At 62.8% G+C, this 23,387-nt stretch carries 17 protein-coding genes and 1 tRNA gene; 8 read left to right on the top strand and 10 right to left on the bottom strand.

Annotated elements, in window-relative coordinates:
- Positions 1–36 precede the first annotated feature (36 nt).
- Positions 37–1,491: a glutamate synthase subunit beta gene (locus tag AC07UC_RS10905; protein ID WP_494905629.1), complete on the bottom strand. Its 1,455-nt coding sequence runs from the start codon at positions 1,489–1,491 to the stop codon at positions 37–39.
- A gap of 143 nt (positions 1,492–1,634) precedes the next feature.
- Entirely contained in the window at positions 1,635–6,365 is a 4,731-nt protein-coding gene (gene gltB, locus AC07UC_RS10900) for a glutamate synthase large subunit (protein WP_140771852.1), read from the bottom strand.
- A 492-nt stretch (positions 6,366–6,857) separates the two neighbouring features.
- On the opposite strand from gltB, the gene AC07UC_RS10895 reads away from it, so the two are divergent.
- On the top strand, positions 6,858–7,910 hold the full coding sequence (locus AC07UC_RS10895; RefSeq protein ID WP_494905626.1) for a threonine aldolase family protein: 1,053 nt from the start codon (positions 6,858–6,860) through the stop codon (positions 7,908–7,910).
- A gap of 68 nt (positions 7,911–7,978) precedes the next feature.
- On the opposite strand, the gene AC07UC_RS10890 is transcribed toward AC07UC_RS10895, so the two are convergent.
- Positions 7,979–8,446, bottom strand: coding sequence for an Hsp20 family protein (locus AC07UC_RS10890; protein WP_013893124.1), 468 nt, complete (start codon positions 8,444–8,446; stop codon positions 7,979–7,981).
- A gap of 530 nt (positions 8,447–8,976) precedes the next feature.
- Between AC07UC_RS10890 and AC07UC_RS10885 the strand changes: the two genes are divergently transcribed.
- The 4 genes from AC07UC_RS10885 to AC07UC_RS10870 all read left to right on the top strand — a co-directional run bounded on the left by AC07UC_RS10885 (position 8,977) and on the right by AC07UC_RS10870 (position 11,460).
- On the top strand, positions 8,977–9,954 hold the full coding sequence (locus AC07UC_RS10885; RefSeq protein WP_140771856.1) for an alpha/beta fold hydrolase: 978 nt from the start codon (positions 8,977–8,979) through the stop codon (positions 9,952–9,954).
- Between the two features lie 163 nt (positions 9,955–10,117).
- Positions 10,118–10,273, top strand: coding sequence for a hypothetical protein (locus AC07UC_RS10880; RefSeq protein WP_171883282.1), 156 nt, complete (start codon positions 10,118–10,120; stop codon positions 10,271–10,273).
- Positions 10,274–10,276: 3 nt separating this feature from the next.
- Positions 10,277–10,522: a DUF1127 domain-containing protein gene (locus tag AC07UC_RS10875; protein WP_494905623.1), complete on the top strand. Its 246-nt coding sequence runs from the start codon at positions 10,277–10,279 to the stop codon at positions 10,520–10,522.
- 107 nt (positions 10,523–10,629) lie between these two features.
- Positions 10,630–11,460: a helix-turn-helix transcriptional regulator gene (locus AC07UC_RS10870; RefSeq protein ID WP_494905621.1), complete on the top strand. Its 831-nt coding sequence runs from the start codon at positions 10,630–10,632 to the stop codon at positions 11,458–11,460.
- A gap of 6 nt (positions 11,461–11,466) precedes the next feature.
- On the opposite strand, the gene hisN is transcribed toward AC07UC_RS10870, so the two are convergent.
- Together hisN and AC07UC_RS10860 are read right to left on the bottom strand one after the other, a co-directional pair.
- Positions 11,467–12,240, bottom strand: coding sequence for a histidinol-phosphatase (gene hisN / locus AC07UC_RS10865; RefSeq protein ID WP_494905619.1), 774 nt, complete (start codon positions 12,238–12,240; stop codon positions 11,467–11,469).
- Between the two features lie 368 nt (positions 12,241–12,608).
- Positions 12,609–13,550 carry an N-formylglutamate amidohydrolase gene (locus AC07UC_RS10860; protein ID WP_140771865.1) on the bottom strand — a complete coding sequence of 314 codons (942 nt, stop codon included), beginning with the start codon at positions 13,548–13,550 and terminating at the stop codon, positions 12,609–12,611.
- Positions 13,551–13,713: 163 nt separating this feature from the next.
- Between AC07UC_RS10860 and cpdR the strand changes: the two genes are divergently transcribed.
- From cpdR to AC07UC_RS10845, 3 genes are all read left to right on the top strand, one after another.
- The gene (gene cpdR / locus AC07UC_RS10855; RefSeq protein WP_006199474.1) at positions 13,714–14,076 is read left to right on the top strand and encodes a cell cycle two-component system response regulator CpdR; all 363 of its coding nucleotides are present in this window, start codon (positions 13,714–13,716) and stop codon (positions 14,074–14,076) included.
- Between the two features lie 105 nt (positions 14,077–14,181).
- Positions 14,182–14,256, top strand: a tRNA-Val gene (locus AC07UC_RS10850).
- A 1,480-nt stretch (positions 14,257–15,736) separates the two neighbouring features.
- Entirely contained in the window at positions 15,737–16,978 is a 1,242-nt protein-coding gene (locus tag AC07UC_RS10845; RefSeq protein WP_494905615.1) for a sulfatase-like hydrolase/transferase, read from the top strand.
- A gap of 137 nt (positions 16,979–17,115) precedes the next feature.
- On the opposite strand, the gene AC07UC_RS10840 is transcribed toward AC07UC_RS10845, so the two are convergent.
- The 5 genes from AC07UC_RS10840 to AC07UC_RS10820 all read right to left on the bottom strand — a co-directional run bounded on the left by AC07UC_RS10840 (position 17,116) and on the right by AC07UC_RS10820 (position 23,382).
- A complete protein-coding gene (locus AC07UC_RS10840) occupies positions 17,116–18,534 on the bottom strand; it encodes a tetratricopeptide repeat protein (RefSeq protein WP_494905613.1) in 1,419 nt (472 codons plus the stop codon).
- A gap of 101 nt (positions 18,535–18,635) precedes the next feature.
- Positions 18,636–20,072 (bottom strand): O-fucosyltransferase family protein, encoded by a 1,437-nt coding sequence (locus AC07UC_RS10835; protein WP_494905611.1) that lies wholly within the window; start codon positions 20,070–20,072, stop codon positions 18,636–18,638.
- 6 nt (positions 20,073–20,078) lie between these two features.
- Entirely contained in the window at positions 20,079–21,053 is a 975-nt protein-coding gene (gene fcl, locus AC07UC_RS10830) for a GDP-L-fucose synthase (protein WP_202325973.1), read from the bottom strand.
- Positions 21,054–21,066: 13 nt separating this feature from the next.
- Entirely contained in the window at positions 21,067–22,128 is a 1,062-nt protein-coding gene (gmd, locus tag AC07UC_RS10825; RefSeq protein WP_140771874.1) for a GDP-mannose 4,6-dehydratase, read from the bottom strand.
- Between the two features lie 99 nt (positions 22,129–22,227).
- Complete coding sequence (locus tag AC07UC_RS10820; RefSeq protein ID WP_494905608.1) at positions 22,228–23,382, bottom strand: dihydrodipicolinate synthase family protein; 1,155 nt, start codon at positions 23,380–23,382, stop codon at positions 22,228–22,230.
- Positions 23,383–23,387 lie beyond the last annotated feature (5 nt).

Genomic DNA, 23,387 nt, shown 5'->3' with positions numbered 1-23,387 from the left:
CTCAGATGGCCGCAGGAGTAGAGTTTCCAAACGGTATCAGCGTGGCAATACGGTCGACCCCATCAGCGCCTCGTCGATCGAGCGCGCCGCCTGGCGGCCCTCGCGGATCGCCCAGACGACCAGGGACTGGCCGCGGCGGACATCGCCCGCCGCATAGAGCCGGTCGACGCTGGTCCGGTAGTCGCGGTCATTGGCCTCGACATTCCGGGAGCGTCGGCTGTCAGTGATGATTTTCATCTCACCTTCCAGCTCCTTCGCCACGCCGGCCGTCGCCGGGCCGGCAAAACCGATGGCGATGAAGGCGAGATCGGCGCGGATGACGAATTCGGTGCCGGCGATCGGCTTGCGCTTCTCGTCAACCTCGCAGCATTTGACGCCGGTCAACTGGCCGTCTTCGCCGATGAACTCGAGTGTCGCCACCTGGAACTCGCGCTCCGCACCCTCGGCCTGCGAGGACGAGGTGCGCATCTTGGTCGCCCAATAGGGCCAGACCGCGAGCTTGTCTTCCTTCTCCGGCGGCTGCGGGCGGATGTCGAGCTGGGTGACCCGCACCGCGCCCTGGCGGAAGGCGGTGCCGACGCAGTCGGACGCGGTATCGCCGCCACCGACGACGACGACATGCTGTCCGCCGGCGATGATTGGATGCGACGGCCACGCCACCGACTGGATCGGCTCGCCGCCGACGCGGCGGTTCTGCTGCACCAGATAAGGCATGGCGTCATGCACGCCGCCGAGATCGTCTCCCGGAATATTGGCCGCGCGCGGCGTTTCCGAGCCACCGCAATAGAGCACGGCATCATGTTCGGCGAGCAGTTCGGCGACAGGCTTGTCGACGCCGACATTGACGCCGCAATGGAAGGTCACGCCCTCGCCCTGCATCTGTTCGATGCGCCGGTCGATATAGTGCTTCTCGATCTTGAAGTCGGGAATGCCATAGCGCATCAGCCCGCCCGGGCGGCTTTCGCGCTCGTAGACATGGACGTCATGGCCGGCGCGGCCGAGCTGCTGCGCAGCCGCCATGCCGGCCGGGCCGGAGCCGATGATGGCAACCCGCTTGCCAGTCTTCTTCTCCGGCGGATAGGGCCTGATATGGCCAGTCTCATAGGCCTTGTCGGCGATAGCCTGTTCCACCGTCTTGATGGCGACCGGAATGTCCTCGAGGTTCAGCGTGCAGGCTTCCTCGCAGGGCGCGGGACAGATGCGGCCGGTGAATTCCGGGAAATTGTTGGTCGAATGCAGGTTGCGGATCGCGTTGTCCCAGTCCCGGTTGTAGACGAGGTCGTTCCAGTCCGGGATCTGGTTATGGATGGGGCAGCCTGTCGGCCCGTGGCAGAACGGAATGCCGCAATCCATGCAGCGCGCGGCCTGTTTCTCGACCTCCTTGTCCGACATCGGCAGCGTGAATTCGCGGAAATGCCGGATGCGGTCGGAGGCCGGCTGGTACTTGTGCACCTGCCGGTCGATTTCGAGAAAGCCTGTTACCTTGCCCATAGTCCAGTTCCTGCTGTCCAGATGGTGCGGTTCTCGCCGCACCCGTTAACCTCTTGAGGCAGCCATGGCAACCTTGCCCCGGAGGTCAAACTGTCGATGAAGGTGGGCCGGGAAGCCTGGGCTCCCCGGCAGTTCTCATAGGTCTATTCGGCCGCTACGCCCATGCGCATGCGCTCCATCTCGATCAGCGCGCGGCGATATTCGACCGGCATGATCTTGCGGAATTTCGGCCGGAACGTCGTCCAGTCGTCGAGGATCTCGCGGCCGCGCACCGAACCCGTGTAGTGCACGTGGTTCGAGATCAGCTGGTAGAGCCGCTCCTCGTCATGGCTGGTCATGTCGCCCGTGACGTCGACGCGGCCCTTGTGGTCGAGGTCGCCGCCATGGTGCAGCAGCTTTTCCATCAAATCGTCTTCTTCCGGCACTGGCTCCAGCTCGACCATCGCCATGTTGCAGCGCTCGGCGAAATCACCCGCCTCGTCCAGCACATAGGCGACACCGCCCGACATGCCGGCGGCGAAGTTGCGGCCGGTCTTGCCGATGACGACGACGACACCGCCGGTCATGTATTCGCAGCCATGGTCGCCGACGCCTTCGACGACGGCAGCGACGCCCGAATTGCGCACCGCGAAACGCTCGCCGGCGACACCGGCGAAATAGGCTTCGCCCTCGGTAGCGCCATAGAGCACCGTATTGCCCACGATGATTGAGTCGGCAGCGACGATCCTGGCCTCTTCCGGTGGCCGGATGACAAGGCGTCCGCCCGACAGGCCCTTGCCTACATAGTCGTTGCCGGCGCCGACGAGTTCGAACGAGACGCCGCGCGCCAGGAAGGCGCCGAAGGACTGGCCGGCGGTGCCGGTCAGCTTGACCTGGATGGTGTCCTCGCGCAGGCCCTTGTGCTTGAAGCGCTTGGCGACTTCGCCCGACAGCATGGCGCCCGTCGAACGGTCGACATTGCGGATGTCGACCTCGATCTTGACCGGCTGCTTGGCCTCCAGCGCGGGCCTGGCCAGTTCGATCAGCTTGCGGTCGAGCACGTCGTCGATCGGATGCTTCTGGCGTTCGGTCCAGTGCGCCGCTTCATGCGGCACATCGGGCTTGTAGAACATCTTGGAGAAGTCGAGGCCCTGCGCCTTCCAGTGCTGGATCACGTCGCGCTTCTCCAGAAGGTCGGCGTCGCCGATGATCTGGTCGATATGGGTGAAGCCCATTTCGGCCAGCAGCGCCCTCACCTCTTCCGCCACGTAGAAGAAGAAGTTGATGACATGTTCGGGCGTGCCCTTGAAGCGCTTGCGCAGCACCGGGTCCTGGGTGGCGACGCCAACCGGGCAGGTGTTGAGGTGGCACTTGCGCATCATGATGCAGCCGGCCGCGATCAGCGGTGCGGTCGAGAAGCCGAACTCGTCGGCGCCGAGCAGCGCGCCGATGATGACGTCGCGCCCGGTGCGCAAGCCGCCATCGACCTGCAGCGCGACTCTGCTGCGCAGACCGTTAAGCACCAGCGTCTGGTGCGTTTCGGCCAGGCCCATTTCCCAGGGGGAGCCGGCATGCTTGAGCGAGGTCAGCGGCGAGGCACCCGTGCCGCCATCATAACCCGAGATGGTGATGTGGTCGGCGCGCGCCTTGGCGACACCCGCCGCGACCGTGCCGACACCGACTTCCGAGACCAGCTTGACCGATACATCGGCCGCCGGATTGACGTTCTTCAGATCGTAGATCAGCTGCGCCAGATCCTCGATCGAATAGATGTCGTGATGCGGCGGCGGCGAGATCAGGCCGACGCCAGGCGTCGAGTGCCGGACCTTGGCAATGGTCGCGTCGACCTTGTGGCCGGGCAACTGACCGCCCTCGCCAGGCTTGGCGCCCTGCGCGACCTTGATCTGCATGACATCGGAATTGACGAGGTATTCTGCCGTCACGCCAAAGCGGCCCGAGGCGACCTGCTTGATCGCCGAGCGTTCCGGGTTCTTGCCGCCGCCAGGCAGCGGCAGATAGCGATCGGCCTCTTCGCCGCCCTCGCCGGTGTTCGACTTGCCGCCGATCTGGTTCATGGCGCGCGCCAGCGTGGTGTGCGCCTCACGCGAGATCGAACCGAACGACATCGCCCCGGTCGAGAAGCGCTTGACGATGTCGGCCGCCGGCATGACGTCGTCGAGCGCGACCTTCTTGCGCCCAGTCTCGTCCGCCAGCCTGATCTTGAACAGGCCACGGATGGTCTGCGCGCGGGCCGTCTCGCTGTCGATCTGCGCGGAATAGTCCTTGAACGTCTCCCACGAGCCCTGGCGCACGGCGTGCTGCAAGGTGGCGACCGCGTCGGGCGACCACATATGCGCCTCGCCGCGCATGCGGAAGAGGTACTCGCCACCGACATCCAGGCTGCTGCGCAACACCGGATCGCTGCCGAAACCATCCGTATGGCGGCTGACGGTCTCGCCCGCGACCTCATCCAGCCCGACGCCTTCGATCAGCGTCGCGGTGCCGGTGAAATACTGCTGCACGAAATCGGTCTTCAGCCCGATGGCGTCGAAGATCTGCGCGCCGCAATAGGACTGGTAGGTCGAGATGCCCATCTTGGACATCACCTTGAGGATGCCCTTGCCGATCGACTTGATGTAGCGCGACACGACCTCGTAGGCATCTACCTCTTCCGGCAGCTCGCCGCGCTTGTGCATATCGAGCAGCGTGTCGAAGGCAAGGTAAGGGTTGATCGCTTCGGCGCCGTAGCCGGCGAGACAGCAGAAATGATGCACTTCGCGCGGCTCGCCGGATTCCACGACCAGGCCGACGGAGGTGCGCAGCCCCTTGCGGATCAGGTGATGATGCACAGCGGCCGTCGCCAGCAGGGCGGGAATCGCGATCCGATCCGGCCCGACCTGGCGGTCGGACAGGATGATGATGTTGTAGCCGCCGGCAACCGCCGCCTCCGCGCGTTCGCAGAGCCGGTCGATGGCGCCCTGCATGCCGGCGGCGCCTTCGTTCGAACCATAGGTGATGTCGATCGTCTTGGTGTCGAAACGGTCCTCGGTGTGGCCGATGGAGCGGATCTTTTCGAGATCGCCATTGGTCAGGATCGGCTGGCGCACTTCGAGCCGCTTGCGGCGCGAACTGCCCACAAGATCGAAAATGTTCGGCCGCGGCCCGATGAAGGACACCAGGCTCATCACCAGTTCCTCGCGGATCGGATCGATGGGCGGATTGGTGACCTGGGCGAAGTTCTGCTTGAAATAGGTGTAGAGCAGCTTCGACTTGTCCGACATCGCCGAGATCGGCGTGTCGGTGCCCATCGAGCCGACGGCTTCCTGGCCGGTGGTCGCCATCGGCGACATCAACAGCTTGGTGTCTTCCTGGGTGTAGCCGAATGCCTGCTGGCGATCGAGCAGGCTGACATCCTTGCGCAGCGCGCGCGGTTCGACCGGCTTGAGATCTTCCAGGATGAGCTGCGTGTTGGCGAGCCAGGTCTTGTAGGGATGCTTGGTGGCGATCTCCGACTTGATCTCCTCGTCAGGCACGATGCGGCCCTTGGCAAGGTCGATCAAGAGCATGCGGCCGGGCTGCAGCCGCCACTTCTGGACGATCTTCTCCTCCGGCACCGGCAGCACGCCGGCCTCCGAAGCCATGATGACGCGGTCATCGTCGGTGACGATGTAGCGTGCCGGGCGCAGGCCGTTGCGGTCGAGCGTGGCGCCGATCTGGCGGCCATCGGTGAAGGCAACCGCGGCCGGCCCGTCCCACGGCTCCATCAGCGCCGCATGGTATTCATAGAAAGCCTTGCGGTCGGCATCCATGAGCTTGTTGCCGGCCCAGGCTTCCGGGATCAGCATCATCATGGCGTGGCTGAGGCTGTAGCCGCCCTGGAACAGGAACTCGAGCGCATTGTCGAAACACGCCGTGTCGGACTGGCCGTCATAGGAGATCGGCCACAGCTTCGAGATGTTGTTGCCGAACAGTTCGGAATCGACGGACGCCTGGCGCGCAGCCATCCAGTTGTTGTTGCCGCGCACCGTGTTGATCTCGCCATTGTGCGCGACCATGCGGTAGGGATGCGCCAGCTTCCACGACGGGAAGGTGTTGGTCGAGAAACGCTGGTGCACCAGGATCAGCGCCGTCTCGAACCGGGGGTCCTTGAGATCCTTGTAATAGGCGCCGACCTGATAGGCCAGGAACATGCCCTTGTAGACGATGGTGCGCGCCGACAGTGACACGCAATAGGCGCCGATATCCTTGTTGTCGTTCTCGGCATAGATGCGGCCCGAAATGACCTTGCGCAGCAGATAGAGCCGGGCCTCGTATTCTTCATCATCGGGAATGTCCGCCGTGCGCCCGATGAACACCTGGCGGTGGAACGGCTCGGACGCCACGATGTCGGGCGCCTTCGACAGCGACGAATTGTCGACGGGCACGTCGCGGAAACCGAGCAGAGGCAGCCCCTCGGACTGCGCCGATTCGGCGATGATGTCCTCGATATGGGCGCGTAGCGCCGCGTCCTGCGGCATGAACCAGTGCCCGACGCCATACTGGCCAGCCGGCGGCAGTTCGATGCCGTTGGCGGCCATTTCCTCGCGGAAGAACTGGTCGGGAAGCTGCACCAGCACACCCGCGCCGTCGCCGACCAGCGGGTCGGCGCCGACGGCGCCGCGGTGCGTCAGGTTTTCGAGCACGGCAAGGCCGTCCTTGACGATCTGATGCGACTTCACGCCCTTCATGTTGACGATGAAGCCGACGCCACAGGCGTCATGCTCGTTGCGCGGATCGTAGAGGCCCTGAGAGGCAAAACCGGTTCGGCCAATGTCGGTTCGAGGTGTATTTTTGACGGCAGCCGCTTTCGTCTGCGCGGCCTGGCCGTTCGTCGCAGAGAGCGTCATGTCCGTCATTGTCCTGTCCTCCATTCCAGCCCTTCAGGCGCTGGCCATTCTTCGGTCGCTAATTTGCCTCGGCAAGCGCTTGGCTCACCCTGATCCTTGCGGCACGTCTTGCGAAATCCTTGCCGAACCAGGCGGCTTTCCGCATGGTTCGCATCTGGTATCGTACAGGCCAGCGTCTGGCCGTCCACCTGTCGCTCGCGGCAACAGCCGGAGAGGCCAATATTTTACGCCAATCCAGCCTGTTTTGTGCGACAAAATAAGACAGCACTACTGTCCTAAATTTTTATGGCAGAATTCCCTGGCGCACACAAGACCGATTCACAAAAAACTTGAGGCTTCCGCGACATAAAATTACGTGAAGTTGAGAGAAAACGTAAGCTTCAGTCGCCGTTTCCCGCCTGCCGCCACGGCTGGCTTTAACGGTTTTCCAGCATCTGGCTCTTGCGGTTGACGCGTTAAACCGGTCAACTCCGCGCCGATTTCCCCAACACAGGCAGATGCATGTTCTTCGCTTCCGACAATTGGGCAGGCGCCCATCCCAATATCGTTGCCGGCCTGTCGGCCGCGTCCGCCGGCTTTGCCGCCGCCTACGGCGACAGCGCGCTCGACCAGGCAGTCTACCAGCGCTTCAGCGAGATTTTCGAACGCGAGGTCGCGGTGTTCTTCGTGGCGACCGGCACCGCCGCCAATTCGCTGTCGCTGACCACTTTCAACAAGCCTGGTGGTATTTCCTTCGCCCACCGCGAATCGCATGTCATCGAAGACGAGTGCGGTGCGCCGGAATATTTTTCCGGCGGCGCGCGGCTGCATGCCATCGACGGCGCGCTCGGCAAGATCGACCCGCACAATCTGGAGCGAACCATTGGCCGCTTCGCGCCCGAAATAGTCCATTGGGGACGGCCGATGGCGGTTTCGATCACCCAGTCGACCGAGGTTGGCACCATCTATGGTCTGAACGAGATCGAGACGATTTCGGCCATCGCCAAGCAGCATTCCGTGCCCTTGCACATGGATGGCGCCCGCTTTGCCAATGCGCTGGTTGCGCTCGAGACGACGCCGGCCGAAATGACCTGGAAACGCGGTGTCGACATCCTGTCCTTCGGCGGCACCAAGAACGGCTGCTGGTGCGCCGAGGCGATCGTGCTGTTCGACCTCGACCGCGCCAGGGAGTTGGCCTTCCTGCGCAAGCGCGCCGCCCAGCTGTTTTCCAAGTCGCGCTTCGTCGCGGCGCAGTTCGAAGCCTACTTCAAGGACGATCAGTGGCTCGATACCGCGCGCCACGCCAACGCCATGGCCGCACGTCTCGCGGCGGCAATCGAGGATTCGGCCCATGCGAAGCTGGCTTGGCTGCCGCAGGCCAACGAGGTGTTCGCGGTGATCAAGAAAGCCGAAGCCGACAGGCTGCAAGCCGCCGGTGCCGCCTTCTACGACTGGCACAAGCCGCATGGATTTGACGGCCATGTCGGCGAGGACGAGCTGCTCTATCGCTTCGTCACCAGCTTTGCGACGTCAGCCGAGGAAGTCGACCGCTTTGGCCAGTTGATCGCCGGATAGGCGACCTGCGGACAACAAAAAAGCGGCGCCTTTCGGCGCCGCTTCCGTCTCGGGAGGAGACTTAAACGTTAGGCAGCGGTCTTGGCCTCGATCTGCTTGGCCTTGGCCGGGGCCGAGGTGATCGCGATCTTGCGCGGCTTCAGTTCCTCGGGAATGTTGCGCTTGAGATCGACGAAGAGCAGGCCGTTCTTCAGCGCGGCGCCGACGACTTCAACGTGGTCGGCAAGCTGGAAGCGGCGCTCGAAGGCCCTGGAGGCAATGCCGCGATAGAGCAGCTCGGAGCCTTCGCCGGTGCCCTCGTCCTTGCGCTCACCCTTGACGGTCAGCACGTTGCGGTGGGCTTCAATCGAGATCTCTTCGTCCGAGAAGCCGGCGACAGCCATCGAAATTCGGTAGGAATCCTCACCGGTACGCTCGATGTTGTAGGGCGGATAGGTCTGCGCGCCATCCGGCTGCGCAAGCGAATCCAGCATGGTGAAGAGACGGTCGAAGCCGACGGTCGAACGGTAAAGCGGGGAAAAATCAACGTGACGCATGAGGTGTTCTCCTGTTGAGCAACATGGTTTGCGTATGGTCGGTGCGAAACCCTTGAGCGGCGTTTCGGGAAGACCAGCGGCCCCGACATTGGCGACCGCATTCCACATTTGGGGAGCGCCCGAATGCATTTCAAGTTTCGCCGAATGGCAAAAAACCACGCCGCCCGCCCCCTTGATGAACGGCAGATGAACCGGACCTTCGGCGCGCGTTCAGACGTGTGCCGCTAGAGTGACCTCAAGATCAAGGATTGGCGGCGCCGGATTGCTTGAAGCAATTCCAGGAAAAGTGTGAAGCGGTTTTCCGTCCGGAATTGCGTCAAACAAAGGCGCCGCAACGAGGCCGAACCGGGTGTTAACGTCCCTTCCTCCCGGATCGACAGGGGCCGGAAGTACGCTCTCAAGCGGCTTCCGGCTTTCCCGTTGCCGGTCTCCCCTCGCCCGGAATTCCTTTGCTTTTGACGCATTGGCGTCTATCACCTTGACGAGGCCAGCCGCGAAAGGCTGGTGAGACGCCGAGCACAAAGCGCCGAATGACGGACCTTCTCCACGACACGCCGCTTTTCCACGAAACCGAGGGCAATCCGCGACCGGAAAACGCCACCGGCGGCTTCTTCGTCACGCGCGATCGCAAGAAGATCCGCTATGGCCTGTTCGCGGCGGTGGCGCGGCCGATGCGCGGCACGGTGGTGCTGCTGTCCGGCCGCAACGAGTGCATCGAGAAATATTTCGAGACCATCCGCGACCTTGCCGCCCGAGGCTTTGGTGTCGCCACGCTCGACTGGCGCGGCCAGGGCGATTCCGACCGGCTGATCCGCGATCGCCAGCGCGGCTATGTCAGGTCCTTCCGCGATTATACCGCGGACCTCGAGCAGTTCTTCGAGGAGATCGTGCTGCCTGACTGTCGCGGGCCGTATTATATCCTGGCCCACTCGGCGGGTGCGGTGATCACGCTGCTTGCCGCGCCGTCCATGGTGAACCGTGTGCGCCGCATGGTGCTGATCGCGCCGTTCCTGACCTTGCCCGACCTGCCGGTCTCGATCGGGACGGTCCGCCGTGTATGTTCGTTTTTCTGTGCACTGGGGCTCGGCCGGCTCTACGCCGCGTGGGGTCCGCGGCCGAGACAGACACTGCCATTCGAGGCCAACAAGGTGACGTCTGACCCTCAGCGCTATCGGCGCAACACGCGCATCTACGAAGAGCATCCGCAATTGGCGCTTGGCGGCCCGACGATCCGCTGGCTGCAGGCAGCGGCGAAGGCGTCGGAAGCGATCAGCGACCCCGACTTCATGGCCCGGATCCAGGTGCCCTTGCTAATCATCGCCGCCGGTACCGACCAGGTCGTCTCGACCAAGGCGGTCGAAACCTATGCCAGAAGTCTGCGGCTCGGTTCCCTGCTGATGATCGACGGTTCCAAGCATGAAATCCTGCAGGAAGTCGACCTCTACCGCGAGCAATTCCTGGCCGCCTTCGACGCCTTCATTCCCGGCTCCGACGACCCGACGGCCTGACCATGGCGCTGTCCTCCATGGGCAGGCATAGCTGACACAGCGTTGTCAGGAAGGGGGCTTCGTCCAGCCGAGCAGCACGCAAAGTGCTAAAGATTCTGACAGCCCGGTCCACCCGGGAATGCTCATCTGCATGCGTCGAATTGAACGCCATGGAGATGAGATCATGACCGAGAAAACCTGCGCCGCCTGCGATTGCCAGCTGGACGCCAACCCGATCCGCGTCAAGGTCGGCGGCAAGACCGTCGAGGTCTGCTGCGAGGAATGCGCCAAGGCGCTGAATGAAGCCGGCGCCTCGGCGTCCGGCGTGAGCGAGGATTGAGCCATGCGCCCCGATCATGCCGCGGCGCAACGCCTGGCTGGCCCAGGCCCGGCGCCGGTAATCCGCACCGAAACCCTCCGGCGGACCCTGCTCGCCCAATGCGTTGCCGTGGCCAGATGGCTTGGCCGTCAGATGGAGAAACGCCGAAGCCGCCTTGCCTTGCTCGAAATGAGCGATGAACAACTCAAGGACATCGGCCTGTCACGCGGCCAGGTCTATTCGGAGTTCAAGCGCCAATTGCGGAACTGAGAGGCGTTTTCGAGAAGTCTCCTGACAGGAATGGGCAGGCCGTTCACGTAAAGTGCCCATCGCGATGCCGGAGTGATTTTTCGGCGTGAGAAGAAAGCGCAACGGCCATGTCGCAATTCACGGTTCAGCCGCTTCTCGATACCGGCATCGTCAAGGTGCGGGACGTCGTCTGCAGCGGCGAATGCCGTCACAGGAGCGATGAGGAATGCACGTCGTCCACGCATTTGGTGTTTCCTTATCGAGGCGTCTTCGTGCGCCATGTCGGCCGCAATGACGCTGTCGCGGAAGCCAACCAGCTGCTGTTCTTCAATGAGGCCGAGCCCTATCAGGTCAGCCACCCCGTCGAGGGCGGTGATGCCTGCCTCGATCTCGTCATGGAGGAAGGCCAGTTGCGCGAACTGGCGCCGAAGGAGCAGTTGCGCCCAGCCGACCGCCTGGCGTTTCGGCGCCAGCGCCGGCGCATCGACCCGCGTGCGCAGGCACTGGTGGCAATGCTGCGCCACAGCCTGAGCCGCAATATCGCCGAAACACTGGAAGCCGAGACGCTTGCCCTGACACTGGTGCGGCGCTCGCTCGGCGAGCGCACCTCGCATGTCGCGGGTGCCAGCCCGGGACGGCAGAAGCTGGTCGACCGGGCCAAGCTCGTGCTGTCGTCGGACCTGTCGCGGCGCTGGACGCTGGCCGGGATTGCCGCCGAGGTCGGCGTTTCGCCGGTCTATCTGACCCAGGTGTTCCAGCAGGTCGAGGCCATGCCGCTCTATCGCTATCATCTGCGCCTGCGTCTGGCGCGCGGGCTCGACCTGCTCGGCCGCTACGACAATCTGACCACGCTGGGCATGGACCTCGGCTTTTCCAGCCACAGCCATTTCAGCGCGTCGTTCAAGCAGGTGTATGGCCGTACGCCCGCGGAATTCCAGCGCTCGATCAGATCGCGCTGAGGCCGATCAGCCGCGCAGGGCAGCCATGGCGGCCGCGTGAAGCTCCGGCGTCGCCGCCGCCAACACATCGCCACCCTTTTCCGCCGGTCCGCCGTCGAAGGTGGTGACGACACCACCCGCCTTCTCGATGATCGGGATCAGCGCCACGATGTCGTAGGGCTTCAGGCCGGGGTCGGCGACGATGTCGACGCTTCCCGAGGCGATCATGGCGAAAGCATAGCAATCGGCACCGTAGCGGGCGAGCTGGACCTGTTTCTCGAACGCGTCATAGCGCGTGCGCGCCTCGCCCTTGAACAGCGCCGGCGTGGTGGTGAACAGCGTTGCCTCGTCGAGCCTTGTCGTCTTGCGGGTGGAAAGTTTGCGCGGTCCGCCCGGCCCTTCATAGTGCGAACCGGAGGCGTTGGCGTAGAACAGTTCGCCGGTGAAGGGCTGCGCCATCATGCCGGCAACCGCGTCGCCGTCGACCGTCAGCCCGACCAGCGTCCCCCACACCGGCAGGCCGGAGATGAAGGCCCGCGTGCCGTCGATCGGATCGATCACCCAGACATGCCGGCTGGAGATGTTCTCGCTGCCGTGCTCCTCACCGAGAATGCCATGGTCGGGATAATGCGCCGATATCAGCGCCCTGATGGCGCGTTCCGTCTCGCGATCGGCTTCCGTGACCGGATCGAAACTGCCCTGCTCCTTGTTGGCCACCGCACCCTGGGCGCGAAAGCGCGGCAGGGTTTCCGCCGCTGCCGCCTGCGCGATGCGGCGCATGAAATCGATGCTGACGTCCAACTGATTCTCCCGCATTGCAGAGTGCCCAACCGGGCTCTGCCGACACTTTCCCGCCAAAACAAGCCTGTTTATCGATTTATTCGTCGCGACGGCTGTTGCCCAAATGTCACATCAACGTCATCGAAACGCAGTTTCCACATCACTCTGAATTAAAAAAGCCTGAAGATCGCTTGACATTTGTGCACCGCACAATACCCTCGACCTCGGACAGGTTTTCCTGTCCATGCCCTCCTTGGGCGTTTCCTCCCTAGACTTCGACCGTATCGTGCAAACGATGCGGTCTTTTTTTACACTGCGGTTTCAATGGCATGTCACCCAAGAGCGCCTGGCGGTTTCGGGACAACGACATGCACGAACAAGACCCGATTTCACTCCGCCGCCAGCGGCAGGTCGATGAAGTGATGGTCAGGCATTGCCATCAGATCCGCTGAAAATCGCGTCAGGTCATCGGCCAGCGCGTCGAAGCCGGCGGCCTTCTCAAACGTCCGCTCATTCATGTAGAGCCCGCGATTGACCTCGATCTGCAACGCATGCAGATGGCGCGCCGGGCGGCCATAGTGCTCGGTGATGAAGCCGCCTGCATAAGGCTTGTTGTGGGCGACGGTATAGCCCATGGCGGTCAGCAGGCCGATCGCGGTCTCGGTCAGGGCAGCGGTGGCCGAAATGCCGAAACGGTCGCCGATGATGAAATCGGGCCGCAGTCCGCTGTCGCCGACGCGGATGCTCGCCGGCATCGAATGGCAGTCGATCAGCACGGCAAAGCCGAAACGGGCATGGGTCCTGGTCAAAAGCCGCTTCAGCGTTTCGTGATAGGGTTTGTACACGGCCTCGATGCGGGCAACGGCTTCGGCCAGAGGCAAGCGGCCGGAATAGATGTCGAGCCCCTCGCCCACCAGCTTCGGCACGGTGCCAAGCCCGCCCGCCACCCGCGCCGAGCGGATGTTGCAGAAGGATGGCACCGGCTCGGCGAACATGCGCGGGTCGAGTTCCCATGGCTCGCGATTGACGTCGAGATAGGCTCGCGGGAAATTCGCCGCCAGCATCGGCGCGCCCAGCGCCACGGCGCCGCCGAACAATTCATCGACGTAGCAATCCTCCGAGCGGCGGATGGCGTTGCGGTCGAGCCTTGCCATGGCAAGGAAGCGTTCCGGATAGTAGCGGCCGCTATGTGGTGAGTTGAACAGGAAGGGGACGCGCTGCTCGGCGCCCGATCGGATTTCGAAGGGTTGAACGACCGAAAAATCCTCGGCTGCCGTCTTCAATTTGCACGAACCCGAAAACACCAATGCATCATCGCATGAAAGTGCCACCTTGCTGGCCGCATGTCCAGCATTTCGCCGTCCTCATCGCCTTGCCAAATGCGGATAATGCTTCGCCGCGTTCACTTGATGTTTACCGTCACCTCCTCATATACAGGATGGTTAACGGGCTGCCCGGGCGGCAGTCTCGGGCGGGTGATTCGGACGGGATATCATGGCACGCATTCTTCTGGCGGAAGACGACGACGATATGCGTCGGTTCCTCGTCAAGGCGCTGGAACGCGCCGGCTACCAGGTCAGCGATTTCGACAACGGCGCCAGCGCCTATGAGCGGCTGCGCGAGGAACCGTTCTCGCTCCTGCTGACCGACATCGTCATGCCGGAGATGGACGGCATCGAGCTGGCACGACGCGCCACCGAGATCGATCCCGACCTCAAGGTCATGTTCATCACCGGTTTCGCCGCCGTTGCGCTGAACCCGGATTCCAAGGCGCCGAAAGACGCAAAGGTGCTGTCGAAGCCCTTCCACCTGCGCGATCTCGTCAATGAGGTCGAGAAGATGCTGCAGGCGGCCTGAGCCGCTTTCCACAAGGGCATCGCCGCTGCGGCGAGACGACGCCTTCTTTCCTTTTTCCTGCTATTGACGCGCCGGACCAAAAGTGGTGTATGCGCGGCTTCGGATGGGCGTGTAGCTCAGCGGGAGAGCACTGCATTGACATTGCAGGGGTCACAGGTTCAATCCCTGTCACGCCCACCATCCTTTCAGATACTTGGCTAAGACCTTGTGCCGGTTGGCCCAGAAACCCGGTCCAACCTCGGCCGCGTTCTTCTGAAGATCAACGTGGTGGTGGCCACGGACCTCATCGCCACGCCGCGCCCCATTTGGCTCACGACATTCAAATGGATCGATACGGGTTCACCGGCCTGCCCGGCGGCTTCGTCACGCGCGATGTCGTCGAGCATCTTCCATCGGCGCAAGTGTGCGCTGATTCGCCCTCCCGGCCGCACCGGCGGCTGACGCTTGTTCGTTTCCGCAACGCCCCTCCCCAATGCATCGCGCCGCATTGGCTGCCGACCCGACCCACTCTTTTCGCTTGGGGTCCAGGTAGAGGCGGCTGTCGCGAAAACCAGCAGCCGGGGGATCGCACACCGGCCTCCTTCATATGAATGAAGCTACGGGTTTCAGATCAGCACATATTGCTGGAACTGAAGGCCCATGAGGCATCAGGTTAGTTAGGCTGCTAAAGGCCCACCCGCCATTGCGTGGCCGCCGGACAACCGCATACGCATGGCAGGTGGCTGCAGACTATGATTACCTGGTGGAGCACGGAGCATACCGGAAGACCAACCTCGCCAACTGATCAAGCGCAATGGCAGCGATCTTGAAACGCTGATGCTACGCCAGGGGATCGGTTCAACGTGGCGAGGAGTATCGCGGCTGGAGTTCGAAGAACTGCAGCGCATGCGAGCGTTTGGCCAATGGTTCCGTCGTCGGTCGACGCACGAACCAAGCTGTACCAGCGAACGCTTCGCTGACCGCCGGCCACCGAATAAGGCCCCGATGCGGGGCGGCAGCTTCTTGGAACGCTGTCTGAACGGCCGTCTTCCAGGGGCGGCCGAGTGGGTTGTCCGCAGTTCGGAATCGTCTCCGAGACCGGTGCACGTCCAACGCAACGATCACCGCGGCCTTGTCGTCAAAACTCTACAAAATACGGGGGGTCGTCATGCCTGGCGCGGGTGAACGCATCGATCAGGCTCCGGCCCATCATCGCAGTCGCTGGGGCGTTACAGCCATATGTGTCAAATTGACCATGATCGCCATTTTCGTGGCGGTCACCAATTTCGATTTCTGGGATCGCGTCGGGAATCTGTTCGCCAACGGGCGCTTCACCACGCTGGCTCCATTCCTCGCAATCTGGGGACTGGCCATGGTGGCGTTGTTGTTTGCGTCATTCCAGCCCCGGCTCGTCACACGCCTGTTATGGGCCGTGCCGCTTGCACTGTCGAGCGCGGCAGCCTGGGTCTATTTCCAGGTAAGTCACGCCGATCTGTCGGTCTTCGATATCCTTTCCCTCTGGGCAAGCCGCAATTCCATCGGCGAGGCCGCCGGTTTCTACGATCGGCTGATCTGGCCCGCCGTGGCGATCATGGCCTTTGGCGTGACGTCGATTTCGATTCCACCGGCAGTGACAGGCGCCCGGCTCTCGATATGGGTAAGGCGCATGGCGTGGCTCCCGTTGCTGCCGATCCTGATTATCGCGGCCGTGGTCTATGCCAAGGACGGAGGCGGCTCCTCCGGCCTGCCGAAGCAGTTTGCTCCGCTGGCTCTGTCCGCGATGGCCGCGGAGCGGATCGTGACACAAGGCGCCCCGGAGCGACGCGCCGTCACATGGAACGCCACGGCGCAGGCCAGGCCTCGCAACATCGTCATGATGATCGACGAAAGCGTTCGCGCCGATTTCGTCGATCTCTCGCCTGGCAATTCGTACACACCGAACATCGCCGCCCTCGCCGACAGATTCGTCGATTTCGGTCCCGCCGTGTCCGGCGGCGACTGCAGTGTTTATTCGAACGCCATACTGCGCCTCACGGCGTCGCGCCGCGATCTCGCCCATTCCGTCAACACCAACCCAACGATCTGGCAGTACGCGAAGAAGGCCGGATACCGGACGGTATATATCGACGCGCAGTCGACCGCCAAGGCAGCCGTCCTCCTGGGGAGCACGAATTTCATGACGGTGCGAGAAAAGCGCGACATCGACAAGACCTATTTCATGGACGACGTACGGATGGACCGCGCCGATTTCCGGTTGATCGACATCCTGCGCGGCGAGCTGGCCGGCAGCCAGCCAGTCTTCATTTACGCCAATAAGAACGGCGCTCATTTTCCCTATGACTGGTCCTATCCTGCATCGGAAGCCGTCTACGGACCGACAGTCGCGTCGGCCGGCAAGGACACGGCCATGACACGCTTGGCGTCGTACCGCAATGCGGTCCGCTGGTCGGTCGACCTCTTCATGAAAAAGCTGTTCGAGAGCGCCGATCTTTCGAATACCGCGATGATCTATACGTCCGACCACGGACAGGCGCTGAACGTCGGCAAATCGACCCACTGCACCATCTATGATCCCGATCCGCGTGTGGGTCTTGTTCCATTGATGGCCTATGCCGCCGATCCGGCGCTGAGGGCGCGTTTCGCAGCCGGCGCCGCGGCCAATCGCGACAAGGCGAGCCATTTCCAGATCGTCCCCACCGTGCTGGAGCTGATGGGGTATCGTCCCGCCGACATCGCGTCCGAATACGACGAGTCGCTCTTCGCCGCGACGTCCCGCTCCCCGCAATTCACCAGCGGTGACATCTTCGGGTTGTTCTCCGACTCCGTGCATTGGAATTCGATAGATCTGTCACTGAACTACCTCGAGCCTGATGCACAAAGATTGCTGCCGGATATGGCGTCAGCGAAGGCTGATGGCCCCTGACGGGGGTTACATTGCAATGAGCTTGGCGGGCTTGATCCCGGACACCTGATCACGCCAGTGGGCCAGCAGGTGGTACCTGTATCGCCTGTCATAGATCGGGTCTCCGATGCGGCGCTCGGCAATCGCACCGTGAGGCGTCAGATCCAGAACGTCTTCAGCCGGCCGAGCCGCCACCGTGCCTTCGCCAGCCGACCGGATTTCGGCTTCTTGCCAAGCTCGACCCGCCGCCTGATTCTCCTGAAGATCGCATTTCCAGGCTCGATCTTCACCAGCCTTGCCGCCATCTCCACCGCCGACTTCCTGTCGTCCAGCACTTCGAGCAGGACATAGGCCGAGCACGCCATGGCGTAGGGATAGCCGGCCCTTGCCGCCGCGAGGAAGACCTCGAAATCCCTGGCCATCGTCAGGAAGCCGCCAATCCGGTCGGTCAGGATATCCATCATCGGCAACGGAATTTTGGAGCGCAGCCGGGATTGGCTGATCATCAGCGATTTCAGCATGGCCTCGCCGGCCGGATAGTTGCCTTCGCGGAAATGCGCCGCCGCCAGCTTCAGGTCATAAGCGTCGTTTTCCGGATCCAGCGCCTGGGCTTTTTCCAGCAACTCCCTCGCCCGCGCCGGATCGATCTTGTCTTCCAGCGACAGGAACGACCATTGGTAGCCAAAGGCGGCTTCAAGGGGATGATAGTCGGCTTGATGCGCCTGCAATTCCTGCATGATGATTTCCGACGCGCGCGGCTTGCTGAACAGCGCGCTGATGTCCAGGCACGGGACCTCGCCCATGACGGACGCCACCGCCGCGTAGATGCTGTTGCCGGCATGGATTTGCTGGCACCTTGCCATCAGCGCCATCTCGAAGAATGCGCTGAGCGCCTCCTCTCCCTTGAAGTCCGCGGCACCGAAATCGTCGGTCCGCATTGCCCCGGTTTGCGCGCTGACATAATCGAGCGTCGCGCGGTCCTGGCCGACAAGGAGCGTCGTCAGGCCCTTCGACGAGAGCTCCGACACAACTGCCTTGGCCAGGGTCGAAGGGATGACCTTGTCGGCGAAAACCAGCCTTCTGCGATGGTGGCCGTAGACGATATCGCCACTGCGCAGATGCAAGGCGGCCATCGGGCCGGGAAAGCGGCATTTGCCGGCGGCATCCAGGGCCTGCCGCACGGCCGGCGCGAACCCGAAGGCCCGCAGCGCTTCGGACCGAGCCGGTTGAACACCCTGGTCACGGAAGAAATCGAGAACGTCGAAGTCGTCGCAGATCCAGCCGCGCAGCTTTCCCCCTCTTGCCGCCGCTTCAAGGTCCGACGGTGCGAAGGCCGTGCCGCCAAGGACACCGAAGTCGGCAACCTTGATCGTATCGCCCAGCCAGTGCTTGTCGATGAAATCCGCGGAGAAGATCTTCCCGACCACGTCGACCGTATGCGATTCCTGATCGATGATATCCCGGCTGCTCCAGATGAAACCGAAGCGGTAGCCGAGCCTGTCGGCAAGGGCTTTCGCATTGGCCATCGCCAGCAGTCGGCCTCCCAGCCCATCTTCCCTGTTGACGACAATCAGCATCGATCCTCCGTCACGCGGCCCCGAGCCGGACGTCGCCCTTTTCAATATGGCGGAGAAACCATGCATATGTCTGTTCCAATCCACCGCGAGGTCCGAACGCGTCAACCGCCGGCCAGTTGCCGCACGGACGGGCTGTCGCTTGCCGTCGCGCTTGCCCGGACCGCCGATTCGATTTCCTGGAAAAGCCGATTGGCGGGTTCCGTCTTGAGAGACAGCGTGGCCATCGCCAAGGCGGCCTCGGTTCTGCCCAGAGCCGCGTGAAGGATCTGGGCCGAGCATGCCGCGGCGTAGGGGCATCCTGCCTTGGCCGCGGCAAGGTAGAGTTCGAAGTCACCGGCCATGATGTGGCCGCGCGCCGAGGGGCGGGTCAGAACCTGCAGAATCCGCATCGGATTTTCGGCGCGGGCGTCGACCTCCTTGAGCATGAACGCTTTCAGAACCGCCTCGCCGCCTTGATAATTCCGGTCTCGAAAATAGCCGGCCGCCATCTTCAATGCATAGGCGGGGTTTTGTGGATCGAGCGCGGCCGCCTTTTCGAGAATTCCCCTCGCCTGCGCCGGGCTGGTGCTGTGTTCCGTCAGCACGAAGGCCGACTGATAACCAAAGGCGGCCTCCAGCGGATGGTAATCGGATTGCCGAGCCTTCAATTCGTCGAGAATGACCGTCGCTGTCCCGCGATTGCCGAACAAGGCTCTTGGCCTGATGACCCGGATGCCGCCCATCACCGACGAGATTGTCGCGAAGACGCTGCTTCCCGCATGGATCTGTCGACACCGAGCCATCAATGCCATTTCGAAAAACGCCTTGAGCGTCTCGTCTTCAAACTGGCTCGCGCCGAAATCGTCGGCGAGGAAGGCTCCGGTCTCCGATTTCAGATAGTCGAGCGTTGCCCGGTCCTGGCCGATCACCAGCGTCGCCAGGCCTTTTGACGCCAGTTTCGATACGATCGCCTTGGCTAGAGGTGCTGGAATGACCTTGTCGCAAAACTCCAGCTCCGAGCGATAATTCCCGTGGATGATGTCGCCGCTGCGCAGATGCAGCGCGGCCATCGGCCGGGAAAACCGAGGCTTGCCGGCGGCGGCGATCGTGGCTCTCACGGATTCGGAAAAGCCAAACGTGCCAAACGTCCGATGCCTCGATCGGGCCGACCTGTTGGCGGGCAGCATCGTCCTGAACCAGCCCTGCCGGAACGATCTCAGGATGCGGAAATCATCGCAGATCCACCCCTGGAAGCCGTTTTGAAGGGCGTCGGCCGCCAGGCTGGACCGGGTGAACCGAGTTCCATCGAGGACGCCGAACCGGGCAGTGTCGATCTTCTCACCCAGCCAGTGTCTTTCGATGAACTCGGCGGCAAAAACCTTGTCGACGGAATCGACTATATGGAATTGCATGTCGTCGATGGACCGGCGGTTCCAGGTGAAGCCGAAACGGCACCCCATTTTGTCGGCGAGACATTTGGCATTGACCATGGCAAGCAGGCGTCCTCCAAGGCCATCCGCCCTGGTCGCCGCCAATGTCTTCGTCGAGAAATCACTCAAGCGGCATTAACTTTCCAGTGCTGTCAGCCGGACCTGGCCGGCTTCGATATGCCGGAGGAACCATGCATAGGTCTGCTCCAGCCCGCTGTGCAGCGAGTACCGGGGACGCCATCCCGTGGCAAACAGCCGCGAAACGTCCAGCAACTTGCGCGGTGTGCCATCCGGCTTGGTCGCATCGAACGTGATCTCCACGTCTCCGCCGACGATCGAGGCGACCGTCCTGGCCAATTCGGCGATGGTGATGTCCTGACCCGAACCGACATTGACATGGCTTTCCCCGTTGTATGTTTTCAGGAGGGAGACCAGGGCATCGGCTGCATCGTCAACATGCAGGAACTCGCGCATCGGCGTGCCCGATCCCCACACCTGCAGGGTCTTGTGGCCGGCCTGCTTTGCTTCATGTGCCTTGCGCATCAACGCAGGTATGACGTGGCTGGATTCAAGGTGAAAATTGTCACCTGGACCATAGAGATTGGTTGGCATCGCCGAGATGTAGTTGACGCCGTATTGACGCCGATAGGCCTGACACAGTTTCAACCCGGCGATCTTGGCGATCGCATACCATTCATTGGTGGGTTCGAGCGGGCCGGTCAGCAAGGCCTCCTCGGGGATCGGCTGCGGCGCCAGTTTTGGATAGATGCAGGATGAACCGAGGAACAGCAATTTGCCCACTTCGGTGCGGAAGGCGCCCTCGATGAGATTGGTCTGCACCGCGACATTGTCATAGAGGAAATCGGCCGGAAACCGGTCATTCGCAAGGATGCCGCCGACCTTGGCCGCAGCCATCACCACGGCATCCGGCCGACGGTCGGCCATCCAGCGCCGCACGCCGGCCTGATCGAGGAGATCGAGTTCGGCGCGCGTCGCGGTCAGGATCTCGCAGTCCTCGACCGCCAGCCTGCGCACGACGGCAGACCCGACCATGCCACGATGCCCGGCCACGAAAACCCGCTTGCCTTTGAGATCGAAGGTCTCGTTCATCGCACTGCCTCCGTCAGGAACGGCCACTGGGCCTGTTGTCGGCGCGGGCCAGATCCGACCGCACCATCTCCGCCACCAGATCCTTGAACCCGGTCACATGCGACCAGCCGAGCCTGGTCCTGGCCTTGGACGGGTCGCCGACAAGCAGGTCGACTTCCGCCGGCCTGAAATAGCGCGGATCGATACGCACCAGAACGGCGCCCGAGCCGGCGTCGACGCCAATCTCGTCCACACCGTGCCCCTGCCAGCGAATGGTCCTCCCGGTCTCGGCAAAGGCCAGTTCGGCGAATTCGCGCACCGAGTGCTCCTCGCCGGTCGCCAGCACGAAATCGTCGGCCTCGTCGTGCTGCAGGATACGCCACATGCCCTCGACATAGTCGCGTGCATGACCCCAGTCGCGCCTGGCATCGATGTTGCCGAGATAGAGCGTTTCCTGGCGGCCATGGTGGATCGAGGCAACTGCTCGCGTGATCTTGCGGGTCACGAAGGTTTCCCCGCGGACCGGGCTCTCATGGTTGAACAGGATGCCGTTGGCCGCGAACATGCCGTAGGCCTCGCGATAGTTTACCGTCGCCCAGTAGGCATAGAGCTTGGCGGCCGCATAGGGTGAGCGGGGACGGAAGGGCGTCGTCTCGCGCTGCGGCACCTCGAGGGTCTTGCCGTAAAGTTCCGAAGTCGAGGCCTGGTAGAAGCGCACCGTCTTTTCCAGGCGCAGGATGCGGATTGCCTCGAGCAGCCTGAGCGTCCCCAGGGCATCGGCATTGGCCGTGTATTCAGGTGTCTCGAAACTGACCTGGACATGGCTCTGGGCGCCGAGATTGTAGATTTCGCAGGGCTGCGTCTCCTGCACCAGCCGGATCAGGTTCGTGGCGTCGGTGAGATCGCCATAGTGCAGGAAGAAGCTGGTGTCGCCTTCATGCGGGTCGACATGGATATCGTCGATACGCTCGGTGTTGAACGAGGACGAACGGCGCTTGACGCCGTGAACGATATAGCCCTTTCGCAGCAGCAACTGCGCGAGATAGGCCCCGTCCTGGCCGGTTACCCCGGTTATGAGGGCCACTTTGTCTGCCATCGGCTACTGGTCCACTGATCCGCGCTTCCCCAATACGGGCTGAGACCAATATCGCAAATCTCCCAAGCGGGGGATACTTCTAGCCGAATTTCATGCGGCTCAGACGCCCGCCACGGCGCACAGGCTCTTCATCCGCGATATGGCAAGGTCGGGATCGGCCAGCAGGCCTGCCTGGTCGGCAAGGCGGAAGACCTCCGCATAGTGGCGGATGCCGCGCGCCGACTGCATGCCGCCGATCATCGTGAAATGATCCTGGTGGCCGTTCAGCCAGGCCATGAAGACGATGCCGGCCTTGTAATATTCGGTCGGCGCCTCGAAGATCTTTCGTGACAGCGGCACCGTCGGCGCCATCAGCGCGTCATAGCCGGCCCGGTCGCCCTCGGCGAGCCTTGCCAGGGCGGCATTGGCGACCGGCGCGATGGCGTCGAAAATGCCGAGCAAGGCGTGCGAATGCCCACGGCCGTCTCCGGCGATCAGTTCGGGATAGTTGAAGTCGTCGCCAGTGAACATCACGACGCCGTGCGGCAGCCTATCGCGGAGCGCAACCTCCTTGCCGGCATCGAGCAGCGATATCTTTATGCCTTCGACCTTGTTTGCGTGACGTTCGATGATGGCGACCACCGTATCGAGCGCGGTCTCGAAATCGTCGCTGCCCCAATAGCCCTTCAAGGCCGGGTCGAACATGTCGCCCAGCCAGTGCAGGATGACCTTGCCGGAGGCCTGGGCGAGAATCCGGTCGTAAACGGTGGCGTAGTCGTCCGGTCCCTTCGCCACCGCCGCCAATGCGCGGCTGGCCATCATGATCGCCTTGCCGCCTTGTCCTTCGATGAAAGCGAACTGCTCCTCATAGGCGGCGATCACATCGTCCAGTGTCCTGGCCGACGCCGGCGCCAGATGGTCGGTTCCGGCGCCCGAGGCAAGACCGGCGCCATCGACCGTGCGGGACTCGGCGATCGACCTGCGGATCAAGTCCCGTGCGCTTGGCCAGTCGAAACCCATGCCGCGCTGCGACGTATCCATCGCCTCGGCAATGCGGAAGCCGAGCCGCCACAGATGATGGCGGAACGCCATCGTCCTGTCCCAGTCGACCACGGGCCGCGACCATGGATCGGTCATTTCATGGGCATCGGCAACGACATGCGCGGCGGCATAGGCGATGCGCGAAAACCGCGCGCCGATTACCGGCTGCACCGGCTGTCCGACAAGCGCGTAGCGGCTGCTGTAGCCACCCTCACCAGGCAAGGCAATATCCATCGAGC

Source organism: Mesorhizobium sp. GW821-FHT04C10 (genome assembly GCF_059420305.1).
The sequence above is the reverse complement of the archived record's forward strand: the minus strand, read 5'-3'. Positions and strand labels throughout refer to the sequence as shown.